General features: G+C 52.1%; 14 protein-coding genes. 5 read left to right on the forward strand and 9 right to left on the reverse strand.

Annotated features, from left to right (window positions below; all coding sequences use genetic code 11):
• Positions 1-47: 47 nt before the first annotated feature.
• The 3 genes from ftsN to priA form a co-directional block, all read right to left on the reverse strand.
• Positions 48-1025 (reverse strand): cell division protein FtsN, encoded by a 978-nt coding sequence (gene ftsN, locus ACLJZ5_RS19420; protein ID WP_000068809.1) that lies wholly within the window; start codon positions 1023-1025, stop codon positions 48-50.
• Between the two features lie 93 nt (positions 1026-1118).
• Positions 1119-2144 carry a DNA-binding transcriptional regulator CytR gene (gene cytR, locus ACLJZ5_RS19425; protein ID WP_000841339.1) on the reverse strand — a complete coding sequence of 342 codons (1026 nt, stop codon included), beginning with the start codon at positions 2142-2144 and terminating at the stop codon, positions 1119-1121.
• A 154-nt stretch (positions 2145-2298) separates the two neighbouring features.
• Complete coding sequence (priA, locus tag ACLJZ5_RS19430; RefSeq protein ID WP_000109397.1) at positions 2299-4497, reverse strand: primosomal protein N'; 2199 nt, start codon at positions 4495-4497, stop codon at positions 2299-2301.
• Positions 4498-4700: 203 nt separating this feature from the next.
• Between priA and rpmE the strand changes: the two genes are divergently transcribed.
• Positions 4701-4913, forward strand: a complete 213-nt coding sequence (gene rpmE / locus ACLJZ5_RS19435; protein WP_000715284.1) for a 50S ribosomal protein L31 — start codon at positions 4701-4703, stop codon at positions 4911-4913.
• Positions 4914-4957: 44 nt separating this feature from the next.
• On the opposite strand, the gene ACLJZ5_RS19440 is transcribed toward rpmE, so the two are convergent.
• From ACLJZ5_RS19440 to metJ, 3 genes are all read right to left on the reverse strand, one after another.
• The gene (locus tag ACLJZ5_RS19440) at positions 4958-5620 is read right to left on the reverse strand and encodes a TIGR02117 family protein (protein WP_024798178.1); all 663 of its coding nucleotides are present in this window, start codon (positions 5618-5620) and stop codon (positions 4958-4960) included.
• Positions 5621-5820: 200 nt separating this feature from the next.
• The gene (locus tag ACLJZ5_RS19445; RefSeq protein WP_000899639.1) at positions 5821-7611 is read right to left on the reverse strand and encodes an aryl-sulfate sulfotransferase; all 1791 of its coding nucleotides are present in this window, start codon (positions 7609-7611) and stop codon (positions 5821-5823) included.
• Between the two features lie 456 nt (positions 7612-8067).
• Positions 8068-8385 carry a met regulon transcriptional regulator MetJ gene (gene metJ, locus ACLJZ5_RS19450; RefSeq protein WP_000852811.1) on the reverse strand — a complete coding sequence of 106 codons (318 nt, stop codon included), beginning with the start codon at positions 8383-8385 and terminating at the stop codon, positions 8068-8070.
• A 264-nt stretch (positions 8386-8649) separates the two neighbouring features.
• Here metJ and metB point away from each other — a divergent pair, with 264 nt between their 5' ends.
• On the forward strand, positions 8650-9810 hold the full coding sequence (gene metB / locus ACLJZ5_RS19455) for a cystathionine gamma-synthase (protein ID WP_000197213.1): 1161 nt from the start codon (positions 8650-8652) through the stop codon (positions 9808-9810).
• 2 nt (positions 9811-9812) lie between these two features.
• Entirely contained in the window at positions 9813-12245 is a 2433-nt protein-coding gene (gene metL / locus ACLJZ5_RS19460; RefSeq protein ID WP_000110807.1) for a bifunctional aspartate kinase/homoserine dehydrogenase II, read from the forward strand.
• Between the two features lie 115 nt (positions 12246-12360).
• Here metL and mscS read toward each other — a convergent pair whose 3' ends face one another.
• From mscS to ACLJZ5_RS19475, 3 genes are all read right to left on the reverse strand, one after another.
• Positions 12361-13218 carry a small-conductance mechanosensitive channel MscS gene (gene mscS, locus ACLJZ5_RS19465; RefSeq protein ID WP_024798177.1) on the reverse strand — a complete coding sequence of 286 codons (858 nt, stop codon included), beginning with the start codon at positions 13216-13218 and terminating at the stop codon, positions 12361-12363.
• 2 nt (positions 13219-13220) lie between these two features.
• A complete protein-coding gene (locus tag ACLJZ5_RS19470; RefSeq protein ID WP_000406813.1) occupies positions 13221-14219 on the reverse strand; it encodes a hypothetical protein in 999 nt (332 codons plus the stop codon).
• 234 nt (positions 14220-14453) lie between these two features.
• The gene (locus tag ACLJZ5_RS19475; RefSeq protein ID WP_024798176.1) at positions 14454-15578 is read right to left on the reverse strand and encodes a hypothetical protein; all 1125 of its coding nucleotides are present in this window, start codon (positions 15576-15578) and stop codon (positions 14454-14456) included.
• A 135-nt stretch (positions 15579-15713) separates the two neighbouring features.
• On the opposite strand from ACLJZ5_RS19475, the gene ACLJZ5_RS19480 reads away from it, so the two are divergent.
• Together ACLJZ5_RS19480 and metF are read left to right on the forward strand one after the other, a co-directional pair.
• Positions 15714-17270, forward strand: a complete 1557-nt coding sequence (locus ACLJZ5_RS19480) for a bifunctional metallophosphatase/5'-nucleotidase (RefSeq protein WP_024798544.1) — start codon at positions 15714-15716, stop codon at positions 17268-17270.
• A 194-nt stretch (positions 17271-17464) separates the two neighbouring features.
• Positions 17465-18355: a methylenetetrahydrofolate reductase gene (gene metF / locus ACLJZ5_RS19485; RefSeq protein ID WP_000007507.1), complete on the forward strand. Its 891-nt coding sequence runs from the start codon at positions 17465-17467 to the stop codon at positions 18353-18355.
• Positions 18356-18468: the final 113 nt, after the last annotated feature.

An 18468-nucleotide genomic window follows, 5' to 3' on the forward strand; every position in this document is an offset into this window, starting at 1 on the left:
GCGTACGGGGCATAATGCAAGTATAGATGGGGGAGATTTTGAGGGTTTCAACCCCCGGTGGCGAGTCGAATGCAGTTTGTATGGCCCGCCATCTTCAGACGGTTAATGGTGCTGTCGGCATTTTCTTTACCTTTCACCGGCCCGATAACCACGCGATTCCAGCCGTTATTGGTGGTAATTTTGGAGTCAAAGCCTTCAAACGCCAGCTGAGCGCGGACGCTTTCTGCCTGCTCGGCGCCTTTGAATGAACCACATTGCACCATCCAGCGACGCTCATCTTTTTTCTCTGCTGTCGCCTTCGGCGCTTCAGGCGCGCGCGTAATTGGTGCGGCTTTCGGCGCTGCCGCGCTGGTATGCGCCGGCGTTTGCAGCAAATCCTGATAAGGTTGCTGCGAGGCCGTCTGCTTCGGCGGCTGACTTTGGCGCGCGGGTTGCGCCGGGGCGGACTGTACCGTGCGTGTTTGCGGCTGCTCGTTTACCCGCGGCTGCGTACGTGGTTGCTGAACAGGCTGCGTTTGAGCCCACTGCTGCTGCTGCTGCGCCTGACGCTGGCGCTGTAGCGTTTGCTGGCGTTGTTCTGGCGTCTGCTCGTTCCACGGCACTTCGTTAAGTTGCGTCGGCTGCTGACGCATATCCGCCTGCATCTGCTCCAGGAGTTGACGCTGCTCGCTGGTGAGCTGATTCGGATTCATGACTTCGCCGCCGGCGGACGGTTCCGTTGGCGTGCGCACGCCCGGCTGGCGACTTTCCAGCTCTTTGATGTAACGCCAGCGCTCTTCCGGTTTTGGCGGAAGCCCATTGCCGGTGACTTTCTGGTTTTGTAGCGTTTCGGACTCTTCTTTCTTATGGTGAGTAATGAAGTACAGACCGCCGATAAAGGTCACAAGGACGGCTGCCGCAATCGCGACCATTGCCGGCGAGACGGCAGGCATGTTGCTTTGCTTCTTCCGTGAGTTCCGTGAGGTGCTCTTTTTGCGCCGCGAAGGAGCCGGTTGGCCGCGACGTACATAATCTCGTTGTGCCACTATCGTTTCGCTGTATTTATTCGTTCGTCAGCCCGTCATGTTACTGAAGCGGCGGGCCTTTGACCAGACAGGTGAGTCTTAAAGCTATTTACTTTAGGGTAAAGCGCGCGTAGAACCGCGAATAATCAGCTCGCAATCCATTAAACGCGAGCCGCTGCTCACATTTTGCCCCTGCATCTGATCGAGCAACAGCAGCATCGCCTCGCGACCAATGTCAAAACGCGGCTGCGCCACGGTTGTCAACGGAGGGTCGCAAAACTCGGCTAGCGCGATATTGTCAAAGCCGATAATCGACAGATCGTCAGGCACTTTCAGACCCTGGCGCTTGGCCCAGGAGAGGGCGCCCAGCGCCATTACGTCGCTATGACAAAAGACGGCGGTAGGCGGCAACGGTTGCTCAAGCAACTGCTTTAATGCGTTTGCCCCGGCTTCGTAGGTAAAGTCGCCACGGGCGATGTAATGCGGATCGACCACAATGCCACTGCGTCTTAATGCCTGTACGTAACCTTGTAAGCGATAGTGACAGAGCGGCATATCTTCCGGCCCCGCAATACAGCCAATCCGCTTGTGGCCCAAATCCAACAGGTAGTTCATGGCATTGAACGCGGCGGTCAGGTTATCGATATGTACCGTCGGCAGTTCAAGCTCCGGCGCAAACTCATTCGACATCACCATCGGAGGCAAATTGCGCTGCTCCTCAACGCTGGCGTCAAAGGGCAGTCGGGAACTGAGAAGTACCATGCCGTCGATCTGTTTGGTGATGATGAGATTAAGAAAGGTTTTTTCTTTCTGGTTTTGATGGGCGCAATCGCCAATCAGCACCAGATACCCCTGTTCTGCCGCGGTCACTTCGATACCGCGGATAATTTCACTGAAGAAGGGATCGCAAATATCCGGGACAATCACCAGAATCGTACGGGATTCATTGCGTTTTACATTTCGCCCCATCGACTGCGGGAAATAACCCACTTCAAGCGCGGCCTGTTCAACCCGGCTACGGGTCGACTGGGAGACTTTATCGGGGTTCATTAACGCGCGGGATACGGTTGCCGTAGAGACTTTCGCCTTCAACGCAACATCCTTCATCGTAGCGGCAGTAACCTGCTTGTTCGATTTCACTCTTTCTCCTCGCCTGGGAACTGCTGGCGCAGATCTATCCCTGGTAACACTCATCGAAAACATTTTTATCAGATAGTGCGTGGAAGCGGTTACAGAATTTTCATAAAAAGTGTGATGGATCTTTAATTTTACGATCCGCCTCGCATCGTGAGGACTATCCTTCAATCGGATCGACGTCCAGAACCCATTTAACTTTCCGCGCTTCCGGGAGCGTATTGATCAACGCCAGCGTGCCGCTGATGATGTGTTGCAGGCGAATCCGTGAAGGATGCTGAAGTAAAATTTGCCAGCGATAGCGGCCGCCGCGTTTTGGCGCGAGGGCCGGAACCGGACCTAAGATCCACAGCTTATCGTCTGATAGCGGGCTGGCCTGAATCAGATTACGCAACTGCTGGAGAAAGACGGGCGCCTGCTGATTGTTGTGATCCTCTGCGCGAATAATGACGTGGCTGGTCCACGGCGGAAGCTGGAGCGTTTGCCGTTCCGCCAGCGCCTGCTCCGCAAATGCATCATAGCCTTTATACAGTAACGTTTGCAGCAGGGGATGCTCAGGATGGTGCGTTTGGAGCACCACTTCGCCCTGTTTGCCCGCGCGCCCGGCGCGGCCGGAAACCTGAGTATAGAGCTGGGCGAAGCGTTCCGCCGAACGAAAATCTGCGGAAAAAAGCGCACCATCGACGTCCAGCAACGCCACCAGCGTGACGTCCGGGAAGTGATGGCCTTTCGCCAGCATTTGTGTGCCTATCAGAATGCGCGCTCCGCCGCGGTGAACTTCCGCCAGATGCTGCTCCAGCGCGCCTTTACGACTGGTGGTATCACGGTCGATTCGTGAGATCGGCACGCCGGGGAAGAAGGGCGCCAGCACCTGCTCCAACTGTTCCGTCCCTAACCCAACCGGTAGCATATGTGTGGAGCCGCAGGAGGGGCACTGACGCGGTACCGGACGTTGGCTGTCGCAGTGATGACAGCGTAAATGATGCTGCGCCTGGTGCAGCGTGTAGTAGTGATCGCAACGCGGGCACTCCGCAATCCAGCCGCAGTCGTGGCAAAGCAGCGCGGGCGCGAATCCCCGGCGGTTAAGAAATAAAATTACCTGATTGTCGGCCTGGAGATGTTGGCGCATACGGGCGATAAGGGCGGGCGCCAGTCCCGCCTGAAGACGCTGGCCTTTTAAATCCAGCACATGCTGCAGGGCTGGGCGGGCGTTGCCTGCGCGCCGCGTCAGACGCAGCATCCGGTATTTTTTCTGCCGCACGTTGCATAGCGTTTCCAGGGCTGGGGTGGCGGAGCCGAGAATAATCGGGATCTGCTCGCTATGGGCGCGATACACTGCCAAATCGCGGGCATGGTAGCGCCACCCTTCCTGCTGTTTATAAGAGCTGTCGTGCTCTTCGTCGATGACAATTACGCCAAGATTTTTAAACGGCGTAAACAGCGAGGAACGCGTGCCGATGACAATCGCCGCTTCGCCGTTTTTCGCTTTCAGCCATGCCGAAAGACGCTCGCTGTCGTTTAGCCCGGAATGCAGCACTTCCACCGGCGCGTTAAAACGTTCGCGAAAACGGGCGATCGTTTGCGGCGTCAGGCCGATTTCCGGCACCATCACCAGCGCCTGTTTGCCCTGGGCGAGGACGTTTTCCAGCACGCTCAGATACACTTCGGTCTTGCCGGAACCGGTTACGCCTGCCAGCAACCAGGCGGAGAAACCGTCCGACGCGCTGTGAATCGCGCCGACTGCTGTCGCCTGTTCGGTATTCAGCCGCAGGCGCTCTCCTGCGACGGCATAACGCTCCCGCCAGTCGGTAAACGCGGGCGTTTCACTGGCAAGCTCACAAAGCCCCTTACGCCGCAGCGTTTGCAGCGTGGCGTCAGTAAAATCAAGCTCGGCTACCTGATAGCGCCAGATCTTTCCTTGCCGCAGCGCCGCCAGCGCCTGTTGTTGTTTGGCGGAGCGTTTCAGGCTGTTGATGTCGACGGCTTGCCCCTCTTCGGTGGCGAACCAATACCATAGGGGCGCGTTGCTGGCTGGTTTTCCCTGACGCAGTAAAACCGGCAGAGCGTGAAACAGAACGTCGCCGAGGGGATGGTGGTAGTAATCCGCCGCCCAGAGGAGTAAGCGCCAGATGGAGGGAGAAAAGATTGGCTCGTTATCCAGGATTTCAATGACCGATTTTAATTCATCGAGCGGCAATTCGCTGTGGTCGCTAACCGAGACGACAATGCCCACGCGCTCTTGCTGCTTGCCGAACGGCACGCGCACGCGGCACCCGGCTTTGGCGACCCCGCCTTCCGGCAGCAGGTAATCAAAGGTTCGGGGAAGCGGAACGGGCAAGGCAACGTGCGCGACGGACATAGCATCTTCCTGACTTGAAATTTCGTCGGGTAGTATACACATTACGATAAGGGAGCGCGGATCAGTTTGCATACGGTGGTCAAATTCTGTATGATTCGCCGCCTTTGGTGCGTGTTGTGAGCATCAAACCCTTTACTATTAACTTCGCGTGGTGTCTGGCGTTAGGGCTGGAAGAGCGACGCGGCCTTACACTGAGGTTCCCCATGAAAAAAGGTATTCACCCGAATTACGTAGAAATTACTGCAACCTGTTCTTGCGGTAATGTTATCAAAACCCACTCTACCGTGGGTCACGACCTGAACCTGGACGTGTGCGGCAAATGCCACCCGTTCTTCACTGGTAAGCAGCGTGTTGTTGATACCGGTGGTCGTGTTGAGCGCTTCAACAAGCGCTTCAGCATCCCTGGCAGCAAATAAGTTACCGCCAGAAAAAAAGCGCCGCAGGGCGCTTTTTTTGTTTTCTAGGGATAACAGTATTTGTTCAGACACATTCTGTGATCCGTAATCGCTTTCATTACGCTTCCTGCCGTGAGTTTTAACGCAGGATTTATAGTCAGTCCCGCGCTTTCCAGCCCCTTCGCTGTCCATTTATTGCAGGTATTGAGTATGCCGTAGCGGCCATTCGCGGCGTAAAACTGGCTATCGCCGTAAATTCCTTGTTTTAACGGAATCAGATTACCCTCTTCGTCACGCGCAAAGCTGCGGCCCAGATAACGCATCAGACTGTTACGCTGGTTTGTGTGCAGGAGCAGTGATTTTATCTCGCTACCGGCGAAATAGCGTTCTGGTTTACCGGAAAAGGCGACGATGTGCATAACCGCACCGGATGACCAGAACATGGCCTGGAGCGTAAGCGCGGTGGTTATTTCTTGTGACTGATAAAAGCCCTTATCGCCCCAGCCGATTTCATACCACTGCGTCTCCTGAGCGAACCGTTTTTTAAGCTGTGGCAAAACGGTATTAACATCATGGGCCGGCGCAATAATTCCCGTGTGCCAGCCATGACTGACGATATAGATTTCCGTCGGGGAGGGCTGTCCGCCTGTCGTAGGTTTTACGGCTTGTGGAAAGGTTGTGCAGCCATATAGCAGTAAACTTGACCAGGCGATAAAGAGATTTTTCATGACATATCACCAGCAAAGGCGCGGTATGTTGTGGCGTTTGTCTAATGACGCTGCGCTTATCGGGTCGGTGCCGGATTGGTAATTCATTGATATTTTTGCATTCCTCTTCGAGGGTAATAAAGCGAATGTCATAACTACAATACGTTTTAACCATTCAGGCGGAAGTTAGCTTCCGCCTGTTTTACTTTTACTATCTCGCTTTATTTTTTAAACATCTGCTCTGGATCGATAATCAGCGCCCGATAACCCAGCATACCGGCACGGTTACTGTGTACTTTTAGCTCCAGCATCACATCCTGAGTACCGTCTTTGACTTCATCCAGAACGGAAACGATCGGTTTTGTACCGCTCATTCCCGCTGTAGCCGAGTACATGAACATCGTTTTGGTTTCCGGGCGATATTCCGTGACGGAAGTAATGGCGCTGTACCAGTCAAAACCGCGCTCTTTACCATATTCCCACATTTGGGAAACCGTCATATTTTTTTCGTCAATCTGATATTCCACGCCGCGGGAATATTTCATTGATGGCATGGCCGGTTGTTCCATGCCGCGCGCATCGCCGTTATCAAAGGCGGTCACGACGGTTTTACCTCCGGTGCTTTTGGATGGCACTAACCAACCGGTATGTTGTGTCCATGTCCAGTCAAATCCACCGTCGCAGTGGTGCGCTTCGCAGGTTAGTGGTTTACCGTTGCTGTCTACGGGTTTCAGCACTTTTTTCGCCAGTTCGCCTTTCCAGCCGGATGGATCGGAAAGTATCCATTTCACTTTTTTATCGCGGCCAATTTTGATGATGGCAGACTGGTGGCGCGAGCTAATGATAATGCTGTCGTCGCGAGGATCGTAGCTGACGGAGTTAACATGCGCCCAGTTGCGGCCCGGGCCGGAGCCCGCGATATCGCCGAAGGGTTGTTTTGCAAGCTGCTCTTTGGTCATGACCTGACCGGAATGTTCGGCATCGACGCTCAAACATACCGCTCCCTGATCCATCGCCAGAATAACGTCGTCACGATAGGGGTCGAGGATTTTTGGCAGATCCCAGTAATCGACGGTATCGCCGTTCTGGTCAACTTCAAGAATATGATCACGCACCGTATTGATGGTGTATTTACCATTTAATGGATAATTTTCTTTTGCGACACGCAGCAGGTAGGTGCCTTTCGGCGTTTCGGTAATGGCGTGCGAAAAATCAATAAATCCTTTTGGCAGTCGTTTATCGGAAATAACGCGGCCTAAGAAATCATATTTAAAGTAACGTTGACCCTGGCCAAAAATAAGATTGCCATCGTTAACCTGATGGAAGCTCATCATGGAACCAAAGCGCGTTATATCATCCTGGTTACGGAATTTATCAATATTCATATAGCCGCGAACATCGCCATTCGTATCGCTAATCCAGTTGATACCGGTATAATCCCAGTTCGCCGCGCCGCCTGCGACATGCATAATGTGGCCGGCTCTTGGCATCCCTGTTATATGGTTAAAAAGATATAAGCGATTTTTAAGCGAGCTATCGACTTTAACCGGTTCTACTGTAGGAAGAACGGCAGTTTGTCCGGTAGTAGAGGGTAATGATACCGGTGCGGCGTAAATGGACCACGTATAAGTTTGTTTTTTACCTTCTTCAGTCCAGTCAACTTTAACTTTATTGACATAATCTGGATACAAGCCAAATACAGGTATGCCGTCATGGGTATTTATAGCCTGCGGGCCGACATCATAACTGATCGGGATGCCTTTTTCCCCTTTCCCTAAAACGGTAACCTTCACGTCCTGTACATTATGATTGGCTTTATTAATGATTGCTGTTAATGGGAAAACGCCGCCGTAGGGGGCGACATCGACCATACCTAATGGCCCTTCATGTACTGGAATGACATCTGCTGATGCGACCATTGGTCTGTTTGGGTCTAAAACGCCTGAGGCCAAAACGCTGCCGCTCAAACACAGGCAGCATAATACAGGTAAGACTTTCCTTGTAAATAACATATTTATTTCCCCATTCGATATTATCGATAAAATGAATGTATATTAACCTTCTTATTTATTGGAGATGAAAAAACATTTAAAAAAGTAAAACAATCCGCGGAGGGGAATAATGATGTTGGTCACAAATATGAGGTGTCCATGGTCTTTTTAACAATACTCATCGTTATACTATTTGTTCAGTAAATATATGGCGGTGTATTATTATTAATGTACGCTTTGCTACGTGAAACATTAAATAAATATTGGAAGTTTAAATATAATAAAATTATATCGGTTATGGCATGTCGGGAATTTTTTTCAGGAAAATAACGAAGAGAAACTTATCATGTCTGACAAATTTATCCACCGAGGGCTATTGTGGAAGATGAACGTTTAGAAAAATGTCGGAGATAGCCGTGTACAGGGGGAATCGTTAAAAAAGCGCGGCCAGAGGCGTTCTGACCGCATGCTTTGCTATCAGTATTCCCACGTTTCCGGGTCAATCCCCATCTCACGCATGATCTCTTTTGCCGCTTCCGGGATTTCATCGCTGCGCTCTTTTCGCAGATCGGCATCATCCGGCAAGGGTTGCCCGGTAAAGGCGTGCAGAAATGCTTCACACAACAGCTCGCTGTTGGTGGCGTGGCGCAGGTTGTTCACCTGACGACGCGTACGTTCATCGGTGAGGATTTTTAACACCTTCAGAGGAATGGAAACCGTAATTTTTTTGACTTGCTCACTCTTCTTACCGTGCTCAGCGTATGGGCTGATATATTCGCCGCTCCATTCAGCCATGAGATACTTAATCCTCTTCGTCATTAATATTGAGGTCTGAACCTGAGCCCGGACCATAATCGCGCGTAGTTTACCGTAGTGGCGCGGCCCTGACACGAAGTTAGCGGTCGCAGATGTGCGCTAATGCATATAATTTTAACGGCTATTTGCGGTTTGCTCAATCTATACGCAAAGAAGTTTAGATGTCCAGATGTATTGACGTCTATTGTGGTAGTGGTTAATCTGTGGCCTGACTTTCACCGACTCAGCCAGGAATATCTTCATATGACGCGTAAACAGGCCACTATCGCAGTGCGTAGCGGATTAAACGATGACGAACAATACGGCTGCGTTGTGCCGCCAATCCATCTCTCCAGTACCTATAACTTTACCGGTTTCAATGAGCCGCGCGCGCATGATTATTCCCGCCGCGGTAATCCCACGCGTGATGTTGTTCAGCGCGCATTAGCGGAACTGGAAGGCGGCGCGGGCGCGGTATTGACGAATACCGGCATGTCGGCGATTCATCTGGTCACCACCGTTTTCCTCAAGCCGGGCGATCTGCTGGTCGCGCCGCATGATTGCTACGGCGGCAGTTATCGTCTGTTTGACAGTCTGGCGACACGCGGCTGTTATCGTGTGCGGTTTGTCGATCAGGGCGATGAACGCGCCTTACAGGCGGCGCTGGAAGAAAAACCGAAGCTGGTACTGGTAGAAAGTCCAAGTAATCCATTGTTACGCGTGGTGGATATTGCGAAAATCTGTCGGCTGGCGCGCGAGGCGGGCGCAGTGAGCGTCGTTGATAACACGTTTTTAAGCCCGGCGCTGCAAAATCCGCTGGCGTTGGGTGCCGATCTGGTGTTGCATTCATGCACGAAATATCTCAACGGTCATTCGGATGTCGTGGCCGGCGTGGTGATTGCTAAAGATCCGGAAATGGTCACTGAACTGGCGTGGTGGGCGAATAATATTGGCGTGACCGGCGGGGCGTTTGATAGCTATCTGCTGCTGCGCGGTTTGCGAACTCTGGTGCCGCGTATGGAGCTGGCGCAGCGCAACGCGCAGGCGATTGTGAAATATCTGCAAACCCAGCCGTTGGTGAAAAAACTGTATCACCCGTCGCTGCCGGAAAATCAGGGGCATGAAATTGCCGCGCGCCAGCAAAAAGGCTTTGGCGCAATGTTGAGTTTTGAACTGGATGGGGATGAGGAGACGCTGCGTCGTTTTCTGGGCGGGCTGTCGCTGTTTACGCTGGCGGAATCTTTAGGGGGAGTGGAAAGTTTGATCTCTCACGCCGCCACCATGACGCATGCCGGTATGTCGCCGCAGGCGCGTGCCGCCGCCGGGATCTCCGAAACGCTACTGCGTATCTCCACCGGTATTGAAGATGGCGAAGATTTAATTGCCGACCTGGAAAATGGCTTCCGGGCTGCAAACAAGGGGTAAACATGAGTGTGATTGCGCAGGCAGGGGCGAAAGGTCGTCAACTGCATAAATTTGGCGGCAGTAGTCTGGCGGATGTGAAGTGTTACCTGCGTGTCGCAGGCATTATGGCGGAGTATTCGCAGCCTGACGATATGATGGTAGTGTCCGCCGCAGGCAGTACCACCAACCAGTTGATTAGCTGGCTCAAGTTAAGCCAGACCGATCGCCTTTCTGCGCATCAGGTATTACAGACGTTACGCCGCTACCAGTGCGATCTGATTAGCGGGCTGCTTCCCGCCGACGCGGCAGATGACTTAACCAGCGCTTTTATCAGCGATCTGGAACGTCTTGCCGCCTTGCTCGACGGCGGCGTAACGGATGCCGTCTATGCTGAGATCGTCGGACACGGCGAAATTTGGTCGGCGAGATTGATGTCCGCCGTCCTGAATCAGCAGGGTCTGGATGCCGCCTGGCTGGACGCGCGCGCATTTTTACGCGCCGAACGCGCCGCACAGCCGCAGGTTGATGAAGGGCTATCTTATCCTTTATTGCAACAGCTACTGGCGCAGCATCCTGGCAAACGTCTGGTCGTGACCGGCTTTATCAGCCGCAATCACGACGGCGAAACAGTCCTGTTAGGCCGGAACGGTTCCGACTATTCCGCCACGCAAATCGGCGCGCTGGCGGGCGTTTCCCGCGTGACCATCTGGAGCGATGTCGCGGGCGTTTATAGCGCCGACCCGCGCAAAGTGAAAGATGCCTGCCTGCTGCCGTTGCTGCGTCTGGACGAAGCCAGCGAGCTGGCGCGTCTGGCGGCGCCTGTTCTGCACGCCCGTACGCTACAGCCAGTGTCCGGCAGCGATATCGATTTGCAGTTGCGCTGTAGCTACACGCCGGATCAAGGGTCAACCCGAATTGAACGAGTGCTGGCTTCCGGGACGGGCGCGCGTATCGTGACCAGTCACGATGATATCTGTCTGATTGAGTTTCAGGTGCCTGCCAGCCAGGATTTCAGGCTGGCGCATAAAGAGCTCGACCACATTTTAAAACGGGCGCAGGTGCGTCCGCTGGCGGTGGGCGTGCATCGCGATCGCCAGTTATTACAGTTCTGCTATACCGCCGAGGTAGCGGATAGCGTACTGAAACTCCTCGACGATGTCGGGCTGCCGGGCGAATTGCGCCTGCGGCAGGGGCTGGCGCTGGTGGCGATGGTCGGTGCGGGCGTTACTCGCAATCCGCTACACTGCCATCGCTTCTGGCAGCAGTTGAAAGGTCAGCCAGTGGAGTTTACCTGGCAGTCGGAGGAGGGCATCAGTCTGGTGGCGGTGCTGCGTACCGGCCCGACTGAGAGCCTGATTCAGGGGCTGCACCAGTCTGTTTTCCGCGCCGAAAAACGCATTGGCCTGATGCTGTTCGGTAAGGGGAACATCGGCTCCCGTTGGCTGGAACTATTTGCCCGTGAACAAAGCACGCTTTCCGCGCGTACTGGTTTTGAATTTGTGCTGGCGGGCGTGGTGGATAGCCGCCGTAGCCTGTTGAATTATGAAGGGCTGGACGCCAGCCGCGCGCTGGCATTCTTTGATGATGAAGCCGTTGAGCAGGACGAAGAGTCGCTATTCCTGTGGATGCGTGCGCATCCGTATGATGATTTAGTGGTGCTGGATGTGACAGCAAGCGAGCAACTGGCCGATCAGTACCTTGATTTCGCCAGCCACGGTTTTCATGTGATTAGCGCCAATAAACTGGCGGGCGCAAGCGCCAGCGATAAGTATCGCCAGATTCATGACGCGTTTGAAAAAACCGGGCGTTACTGGCTGTATAACGCCACCGTGGGCGCGGGATTGCCGATCAACCACACTGTGCGGGATCTGATTGACAGCGGCGATACGATTCTCTCGATCAGCGGGATCTTCTCCGGGACGCTATCCTGGCTGTTCCTGCAATTTGACGGTACGGTGCCGTTCACCGATCTGGTGGATCAGGCCTGGCAGCAGGGGTTGACGGAACCCGATCCGCGCGTCGATCTTTCCGGAAAAGATGTCATGCGTAAGCTGGTGATTCTGGCGCGCGAGGCGGGATACGACATCGAGCCGGATCAGGTGCGTGTAGAATCGTTGGTGCCGGCGCATTGTGAAGAAGGGTCTATCGATCACTTTTTCGAAAACGGCGACGCGCTGAATGAACAGATGGTGCAGCGTCTGGAGGCAGCCCGCGAACTGGGGCTGGTGTTGCGTTACGTGGCGCGTTTCGACGCCAATGGCAAAGCGCGCGTCGGCGTTGAAGCGGTGCGTCCGGAGCATCCGCTGGCGGCGCTGCTGCCGTGCGATAATGTCTTTGCTATTGAAAGCCGCTGGTATCGCGATAACCCGCTGGTGATCCGTGGGCCGGGCGCGGGTCGCGATGTGACCGCCGGGGCGATTCAGTCGGATATCAACCGCCTGGCGCAGTTGCTGTAATAAAGGCAAGTTCGTGAGCGAAGCGCCAGGTTGCGCTTCGCTCCCTCATCAATACGTTATGCAGTCATTCTGTAGATACTGATATACGAAGCGCTATCCGATTGCTGACGAAACATTATGGCGTGATGCTTTTTACATTCTCAACCCGGACATCCATCCGGGGGTAAGGAATATTGATGCCGTTTTCATCCATTGCTTCCTTGATATTTTCCAGAAGATCGTAGTAAGTACTCCAGTACTGAGCGTTGGGCACCCATACGCGAACATAGAAATTCAGGCTAGAGGGCGCAAGTTCGCCCAGGCGGACCGTAATATCGCGGGTTTTATCAATGCGATGATCTTGTTCAATAATACGATGTATCACGCTTTTTACGTCAGCAATACGGCTTTGGTAATCCACGCCAATAATCAGATCAATACGTCGATAGGGGTGTCGTGAATAGTTGATAATATTATCAGCAATAATTTTACCATTCGGGATGACAACTTCTTTGCTATCCGCAGTGAGCAGAGTGGTGGAGAAAATATGGACCTTTTCTACTGTGCCGATAACCAGGCCAATTTGTACAATTTCCCCGGCGCGGAAAGGGCGCAGGGAGACAAACAGTACGCCTGCGGCAAAGTTGGAAAGTGACCCTTGCAACGCCAGACCAATGGCTAAACCCGCCGCGCCGATAACGGCAATAATTGAGGAGGTTTCTATACCGACACGGCCAAGAGCGGCTACTGCCGTGAAAGCTATCGTGATGTAGCGAACCAGCGCGGAGAAAAAGTGGACAATAGTGGCATCCACTTGCCGCCTGAGAAGTAATTTTTCCAGCCCCCTCGATAGTAAGCGAGCTATTAACTTACCGATGAAAAGTAGAATGATGGCGGCAACAACATTCCAGCCAAAATGAATTACCGAGTCACTGTGCTCGGCCATCCATTTGATCGCGCCTTTAATTTTTGGAAATAACTCAAAACCTTCCATGTTTATCCTCTGTCAGCAGTATCCGCGGTATTAGCGGTAATAAAACGGTTCATTTTTGCCTGGATAATCGCCGCGCCGACGGGTGGTAGCAGTAACGCCCAGAATAGTGTCCAGCCGGTTCGTATTCCGCCATCTTCGTTTTTATTCGCCAGCAGAGCGCGGATTTCATCGCTAAGCGTCAGACACAATATGGCTGTGCCAAACGGCATAATTGCTGACAGCCATCCCGCGCCACATGCGGTCATGAGTCGGGGCGAAGGCGCCACAAATTGCATTTCCCGGTGAATTCTGAAGAACCAATAAATAATATAAAATGGAATGAAAAAGGCCAATAATGCGACGACAACGGGTTCTGCGCACTCAGGTCGCTGGGTTGATGAGAACCTTTTGGGCGGTGCAATATAGAAAAGTTCTTTTTTGAGCGGTAATAGTAGCAAAAGCGCGATAACCGCTAAAGTAATTACGATTATTCCTATATAAGGAATTGAGTATATAAATATAGACAGATAGCCAGCGATGATAAATTTGAACAGTAAGCAGAGGCTAAATAAAATAACAAATGTCTGAGCACTGCCGATAGCGCTGAAAAGCAGCATGGGGACTAACAGCGTTATGATCCCCACACCCAGATTAATTAAAAACTGCGCTATGATAAGCCTGACTACGTCAGACGGGCCATTTATGCAGAAGGAACAGACCACGCCAATGATTAACAGGAGCGCAACAAAGTAGAAGGGGTAACAATTTTTTATACGGCAGACAAACCAGCTGGCAACCATACCCAGGAGGTATCCCAGTTGGCCGCCAACGAGAATGGCGCCAATACGATCGGCTGGAATAGACAGAGATTTACTCCAAAAATAAACACCATACGACGATCCCAGCGAACCGATAAAAGAGAGCACCAAAAAGAAAAAAGTGATCCCCCAGAATCGATAGCTACTCAGGAGATCGGCGCAGGTCCATTTTTTATCTGACATTGACGGTAAAGTAATTTCCATATTTATCCCTTGTTTTCCATAGAAAATAAGAATGTATAGAACTATTTAAATTGATAATAAATATTGATTATGTGAATAACGTTTATAGCCGATTTTAACTTAAAACGAAGGGCCATTTTATCAAATAGTTCTATTCTTTTTCAGCGTATAAAAGCAGGATGTGAGGTGATTAAATCTATAGCGCCTTCTGAATGATAATCTGTGATTTTTTATGCGTGGCATTACATCATTGGGTTAAATGTGATTCCATTGTGAGTTATATTTTTCCGTCAGCAAATACAGAATTTGCGTGACGCGTTTGGCGGAATAGTGAGCGCTTTGCTGGAATTCAGGTTGTTGCCATAGCCAGGTAACAAAGCGGCGACTGGCCGCCAGATTAACGGCGACACCTTGTTCTAAGTGGGAACCGGTTAACGAACAGACCATTTTGCGGTTGTGACCTTGCCCCCAGAGTTGCCACTGATTTTGCCACCATCCCTGCCATGTTTTGCCTAACAGTTGCCACTCTGCGCGGCAATCGTCATCGTTTATCTCTTCCTCAACGAACCACAGCGAGGAGAGACGCTGGCGAAACCGCTCCGCCCATGCCGTAATGACCGCGCCGCGCAAAAAACACTCATGGGCAATGATGTGTGTCGCGACATCAGGAAAGCGGTTTTTCAGCACCCGAAAATGACCATGCGCCGTAATGACCGGGCGAAGTATTGTCCCTTGCGCGTTACGTTTAAGCGCCGCCGGGCCATACTGAATCTCATCGAACTGGCTGCGCTGTAAAAATTGCCGTTCTTTAATGGCGATACGGTGAATAATATCGCCATTCTCACCCTCGGGCGGCGCAATTCCTTTCCAGTGGTAATGCAAACTCTTTCCGGCAGAAAGTAACGTGAAATTGCTGGAAAGGTGAAGAACATTGCCGCGAACAGCGTCAAAACTGAATAAAAAGTACAATTGTTGGAAGGCATTCGCTCCCTGAAACGGTACGAGCAGCGGAATACTGCAAATCTGTTCCGGCGTTTCGGCGGCATTCAGCGCGTGCTGTTTTGGCGTCCAGACCTTCTTACAGTACTGGCACTGAAGTCGCTGCGTTCCGCCGGGATTACGTCCATAACGAATCCATGTTTTTTGATAGCAGTCGGGGCAAAAGTGACCATGCTCTTTGGCATATTGCGCGATATAAGCAGACGCCCAGCGGCGAAATTCCCCCTCGTTGAAGAGCGGCGGATAGCTGCCGCAGGCTCGACAATGCAATGCCGGATAACCCAGACGATAGTCCGGCCACACATAATCCGGCGAGTCAGGCAGCCCAAGATTGCGACAACCAGCGCTTTTGCAGGCATTAATGGTGAACAGAGGCGGCATACATTTTACCAACGATTTTGGCAGGTCGTTGATTCTGCCTTCATAAAACGGTACGCGGGTGTGAGGACTCTCACATAAAAAAACCTTTCAGAACGTAACGTAGCGAATCTTTATATGACTGAAAGGGACTTATTTATGAAAGTAAAACTGCTTGCTGCCGGTATTTTGTTCACGCTGCCGTTCTGGGCCTGCGCCAAAGATGTCACCATTATTTACACCAACGATCTACACGCCCATGTGGAGCCTTATAAAGTGCCGTGGATTGCTGACGGTAAACGCGATATTGGCGGTTGGGCCAATATCACTACGCTGGTGAAGCAGGAAAAAGCTAAAAATAAGGCGACGTGGTTTTTTGATGCCGGAGATTACTTTACCGGACCGTATATCAGTAGCCTGACGAAGGGTAAAGCGATTATCGATATTTTGAATACCATGCAGTATGACGCTGCCACTATCGGTAATCATGAGTTCGATCATGGCTGGGACAATACATTGTTGCAACTGAGCCGGGCAAAATTCCCTATCGTGCAGGGCAATATTTTTTATGAGGACAGCAGTAAATCCTTCTGGGATAAGCCGTACACCATTGTTGAAAAAGATGGCGTCAAGATTGGCGTAATCGGCTTACACGGTGTCTTTGCTTTTAATGATACGGTATCTGCCGCGACGCGCGTGGGCATTGAGGCACGCGATGAGATTAAGTGGCTGCAACGTTACATTGATGAACTTAAAGGTAAAGTCGATCTGACCGTCGCGCTGATCCACGAAGGCACCCCGGCCCGCCAGTCCAGCATGGGGAATACCGATGTGCGACGCGCGCTGGATAAAGATATTCAGACCGCAAGTCAGGTCAAAGGGCTGGATATTTTGATTACCGGCCACGCGCATGTCGGTACGCCGGAACCGATTAAAGTCGGCAATACGCTGATTCTTTCAACGGACAGTGGCGGCATTGATGTCGGCAAACTGGTGCTGGACTACCAGGAAAAGCCGCATCAGTTTACCGTAAAGAACTTCGAGCTGAAGACCATTTTTGCTGATGAGTGGAAGCCCGATCCGCAAACGAAGCAGGTGATTGACGGTTGGAATAAAAAGCTGGATGAAGTCGTGCAGCAGACGGTGGCGCAATCGCCGGTTGAGCTGACCCGCGCGTATGGCGAATCGTCGTCGCTGGGGAATCTGGCGGCGGATGCGCTGCTTTTTACGGCGGGGAAAGACACCCAGTTAGCGCTTACTAACTCTGGTGGTATCCGCAACGAAATCCCGGCTGGCGCGGTGACGATGGGGGCGGTAATCAGTACCTTCCCGTTCCCTAATGAACTGGTCACGATGGATTTAACCGGTAAACAATTGCGCAGCCTGATGGAGCATGGCGCTGGATTAAGCAACGGCGTATTGCAGGTGTCTAAAGGGCTGGAGATGAAGTATGACAGCAGCAAACCTGTCGGCCAGCGGGTTACCGTGCTGACGCTCAATGGCAAACCGATTGACGATGCGGCGGTTTATCACATCGCCACCAACAGCTTCCTTGCCGACGGCGGCGATGGTTTTGCGGCGTTCACGGAAGGCCAGGCGCGGAATACCTCCGGCGGCTACTATGTGTCGAATGCGATAGTTGATTACTTTAAGGCGGGCAACACCATCACGGATGAGCAGCTCAAAGGGATGCGCGTTGCGGATGTGAAGAAGTAATTTCCCCTGCCGCGGCGCGTTCAGTGTCGCGGCGTGACATGAAGAAAATTCAACTTTGCTGAATATTCCTCATTCTTTGGCGTGATTTTTCAGTTGACGTCCTTCTGCTTTTCCGTCATTTTTACATCTGGACGTCTAAACGGATAGATGTTTACAACACAACAAATAATAACATGCGATTGATGAGGTAAGGTATGAGCTTTTTTCACGCCAACCAGCGGGAAGCCCTGAATCAGAGCCTGGCGGAAGTACAGGGTCAGATTAACGTTTCGTTTGAATTTTTCCCGCCGCGCACCAGTGAAATGGAGCAAACCCTGTGGAACTCCATCGATCGCCTGAGCAGTCTGAAACCGAAGTTTGTTTCGGTAACGTATGGCGCCAACTCTGGAGAACGTGACCGCACTCATAGCGTTATTAAAGGCATTAAAGAGCGTACTGGGCTTGAGGCCGCGCCGCACCTTACCTGTATTGACGCCACGCGCGATGAGCTGCGCACCATCGCCCGCGACTACTGGAATAACGGTATCCGCCACATTGTTGCTTTGCGCGGCGATTTGCCGCCGGGCAGCGGTAAGCCGGAGATGTACGCCGCCGATCTGGTTGGTTTGCTCAAAGAGGTGGCCGATTTCGATATTTCAGTAGCGGCCTATCCGGAGGTACATCCGGAAGCGAAAAGCGCGCAGGCCGATCTGCTTAATCTGAAGCGTAAAGTGGATGCTGGCGCTAACCGCGCGATAACCCAATTTTTCTTCGATGTGGAAAGCTATCTGCGTTTTCGTGACCGCTGTGTTTCCGCCGGTATCGACGTAGAAATTATTCCCGGCATTTTACCGGTGTCTAATTTTAAACAGGCGAAAAAATTTGCCGATATGACCAATGTCCGCATTCCGTCCTGGATGTCACTGATGTTTGAGGGGCTGGATGATGACGCAGAAACCCGCAAGCTGGTGGGCGCTAACATTGCGATGGACATGGTGAAAATTTTAAGCCGCGAAGGAGTGAAGGATTTCCACTTCTACACGTTGAATCGTGCGGAAATGAGTTATGCCATTTGCCACACGCTGGGCGTAAGACCCGGTTTATAATCTCCAGCTCCCTGCCGGGAGCTTTATTACACCTCATATTGATCTACATCTCTGTAACTAAAAATATAAAAGGTATTAGCTATCGAATCTGTGGATTAATTCAACTATATCTA

It is taken from the genome of Salmonella sp. 5800, assembly GCF_046558195.1.
GTDB classification, from domain to species: Bacteria; Pseudomonadota; Gammaproteobacteria; order Enterobacterales; family Enterobacteriaceae; genus Salmonella; species Salmonella enterica.

Excerpts from the sequence above, each read along its gene's own strand:
- priA (WP_000109397.1), bottom strand. The coding sequence starts at position 4,497 with ATGTCCGTCGCGCACGTTGCCTTGCCCGTTCCGCTTCCCCGAACCTTT.
- rpmE (WP_000715284.1), top strand. The coding sequence starts at position 4,701 with ATGAAAAAAGGTATTCACCCGAATTACGTAGAAATTACTGCAACCTGT.
- ACLJZ5_RS19440 (WP_024798178.1), bottom strand. The coding sequence starts at position 5,620 with ATGAAAAATCTCTTTATCGCCTGGTCAAGTTTACTGCTATATGGCTGC.
- ACLJZ5_RS19445 (WP_000899639.1), bottom strand. The coding sequence starts at position 7,611 with ATGTTATTTACAAGGAAAGTCTTACCTGTATTATGCTGCCTGTGTTTG.
- metJ (WP_000852811.1), bottom strand. The coding sequence starts at position 8,385 with ATGGCTGAATGGAGCGGCGAATATATCAGCCCATACGCTGAGCACGGT.
- metB (WP_000197213.1), top strand. The coding sequence starts at position 8,650 with ATGACGCGTAAACAGGCCACTATCGCAGTGCGTAGCGGATTAAACGAT.
- metL (WP_000110807.1), top strand. The coding sequence starts at position 9,813 with ATGAGTGTGATTGCGCAGGCAGGGGCGAAAGGTCGTCAACTGCATAAA.
- mscS (WP_024798177.1), bottom strand. The coding sequence starts at position 13,218 with ATGGAAGGTTTTGAGTTATTTCCAAAAATTAAAGGCGCGATCAAATGG.
- ACLJZ5_RS19470 (WP_000406813.1), bottom strand. The coding sequence starts at position 14,219 with ATGGAAATTACTTTACCGTCAATGTCAGATAAAAAATGGACCTGCGCC.
- ACLJZ5_RS19475 (WP_024798176.1), bottom strand. The coding sequence starts at position 15,578 with ATGCCGCCTCTGTTCACCATTAATGCCTGCAAAAGCGCTGGTTGTCGC.
- ACLJZ5_RS19480 (WP_024798544.1), top strand. The coding sequence starts at position 15,714 with ATGAAAGTAAAACTGCTTGCTGCCGGTATTTTGTTCACGCTGCCGTTC.
- metF (WP_000007507.1), top strand. The coding sequence starts at position 17,465 with ATGAGCTTTTTTCACGCCAACCAGCGGGAAGCCCTGAATCAGAGCCTG.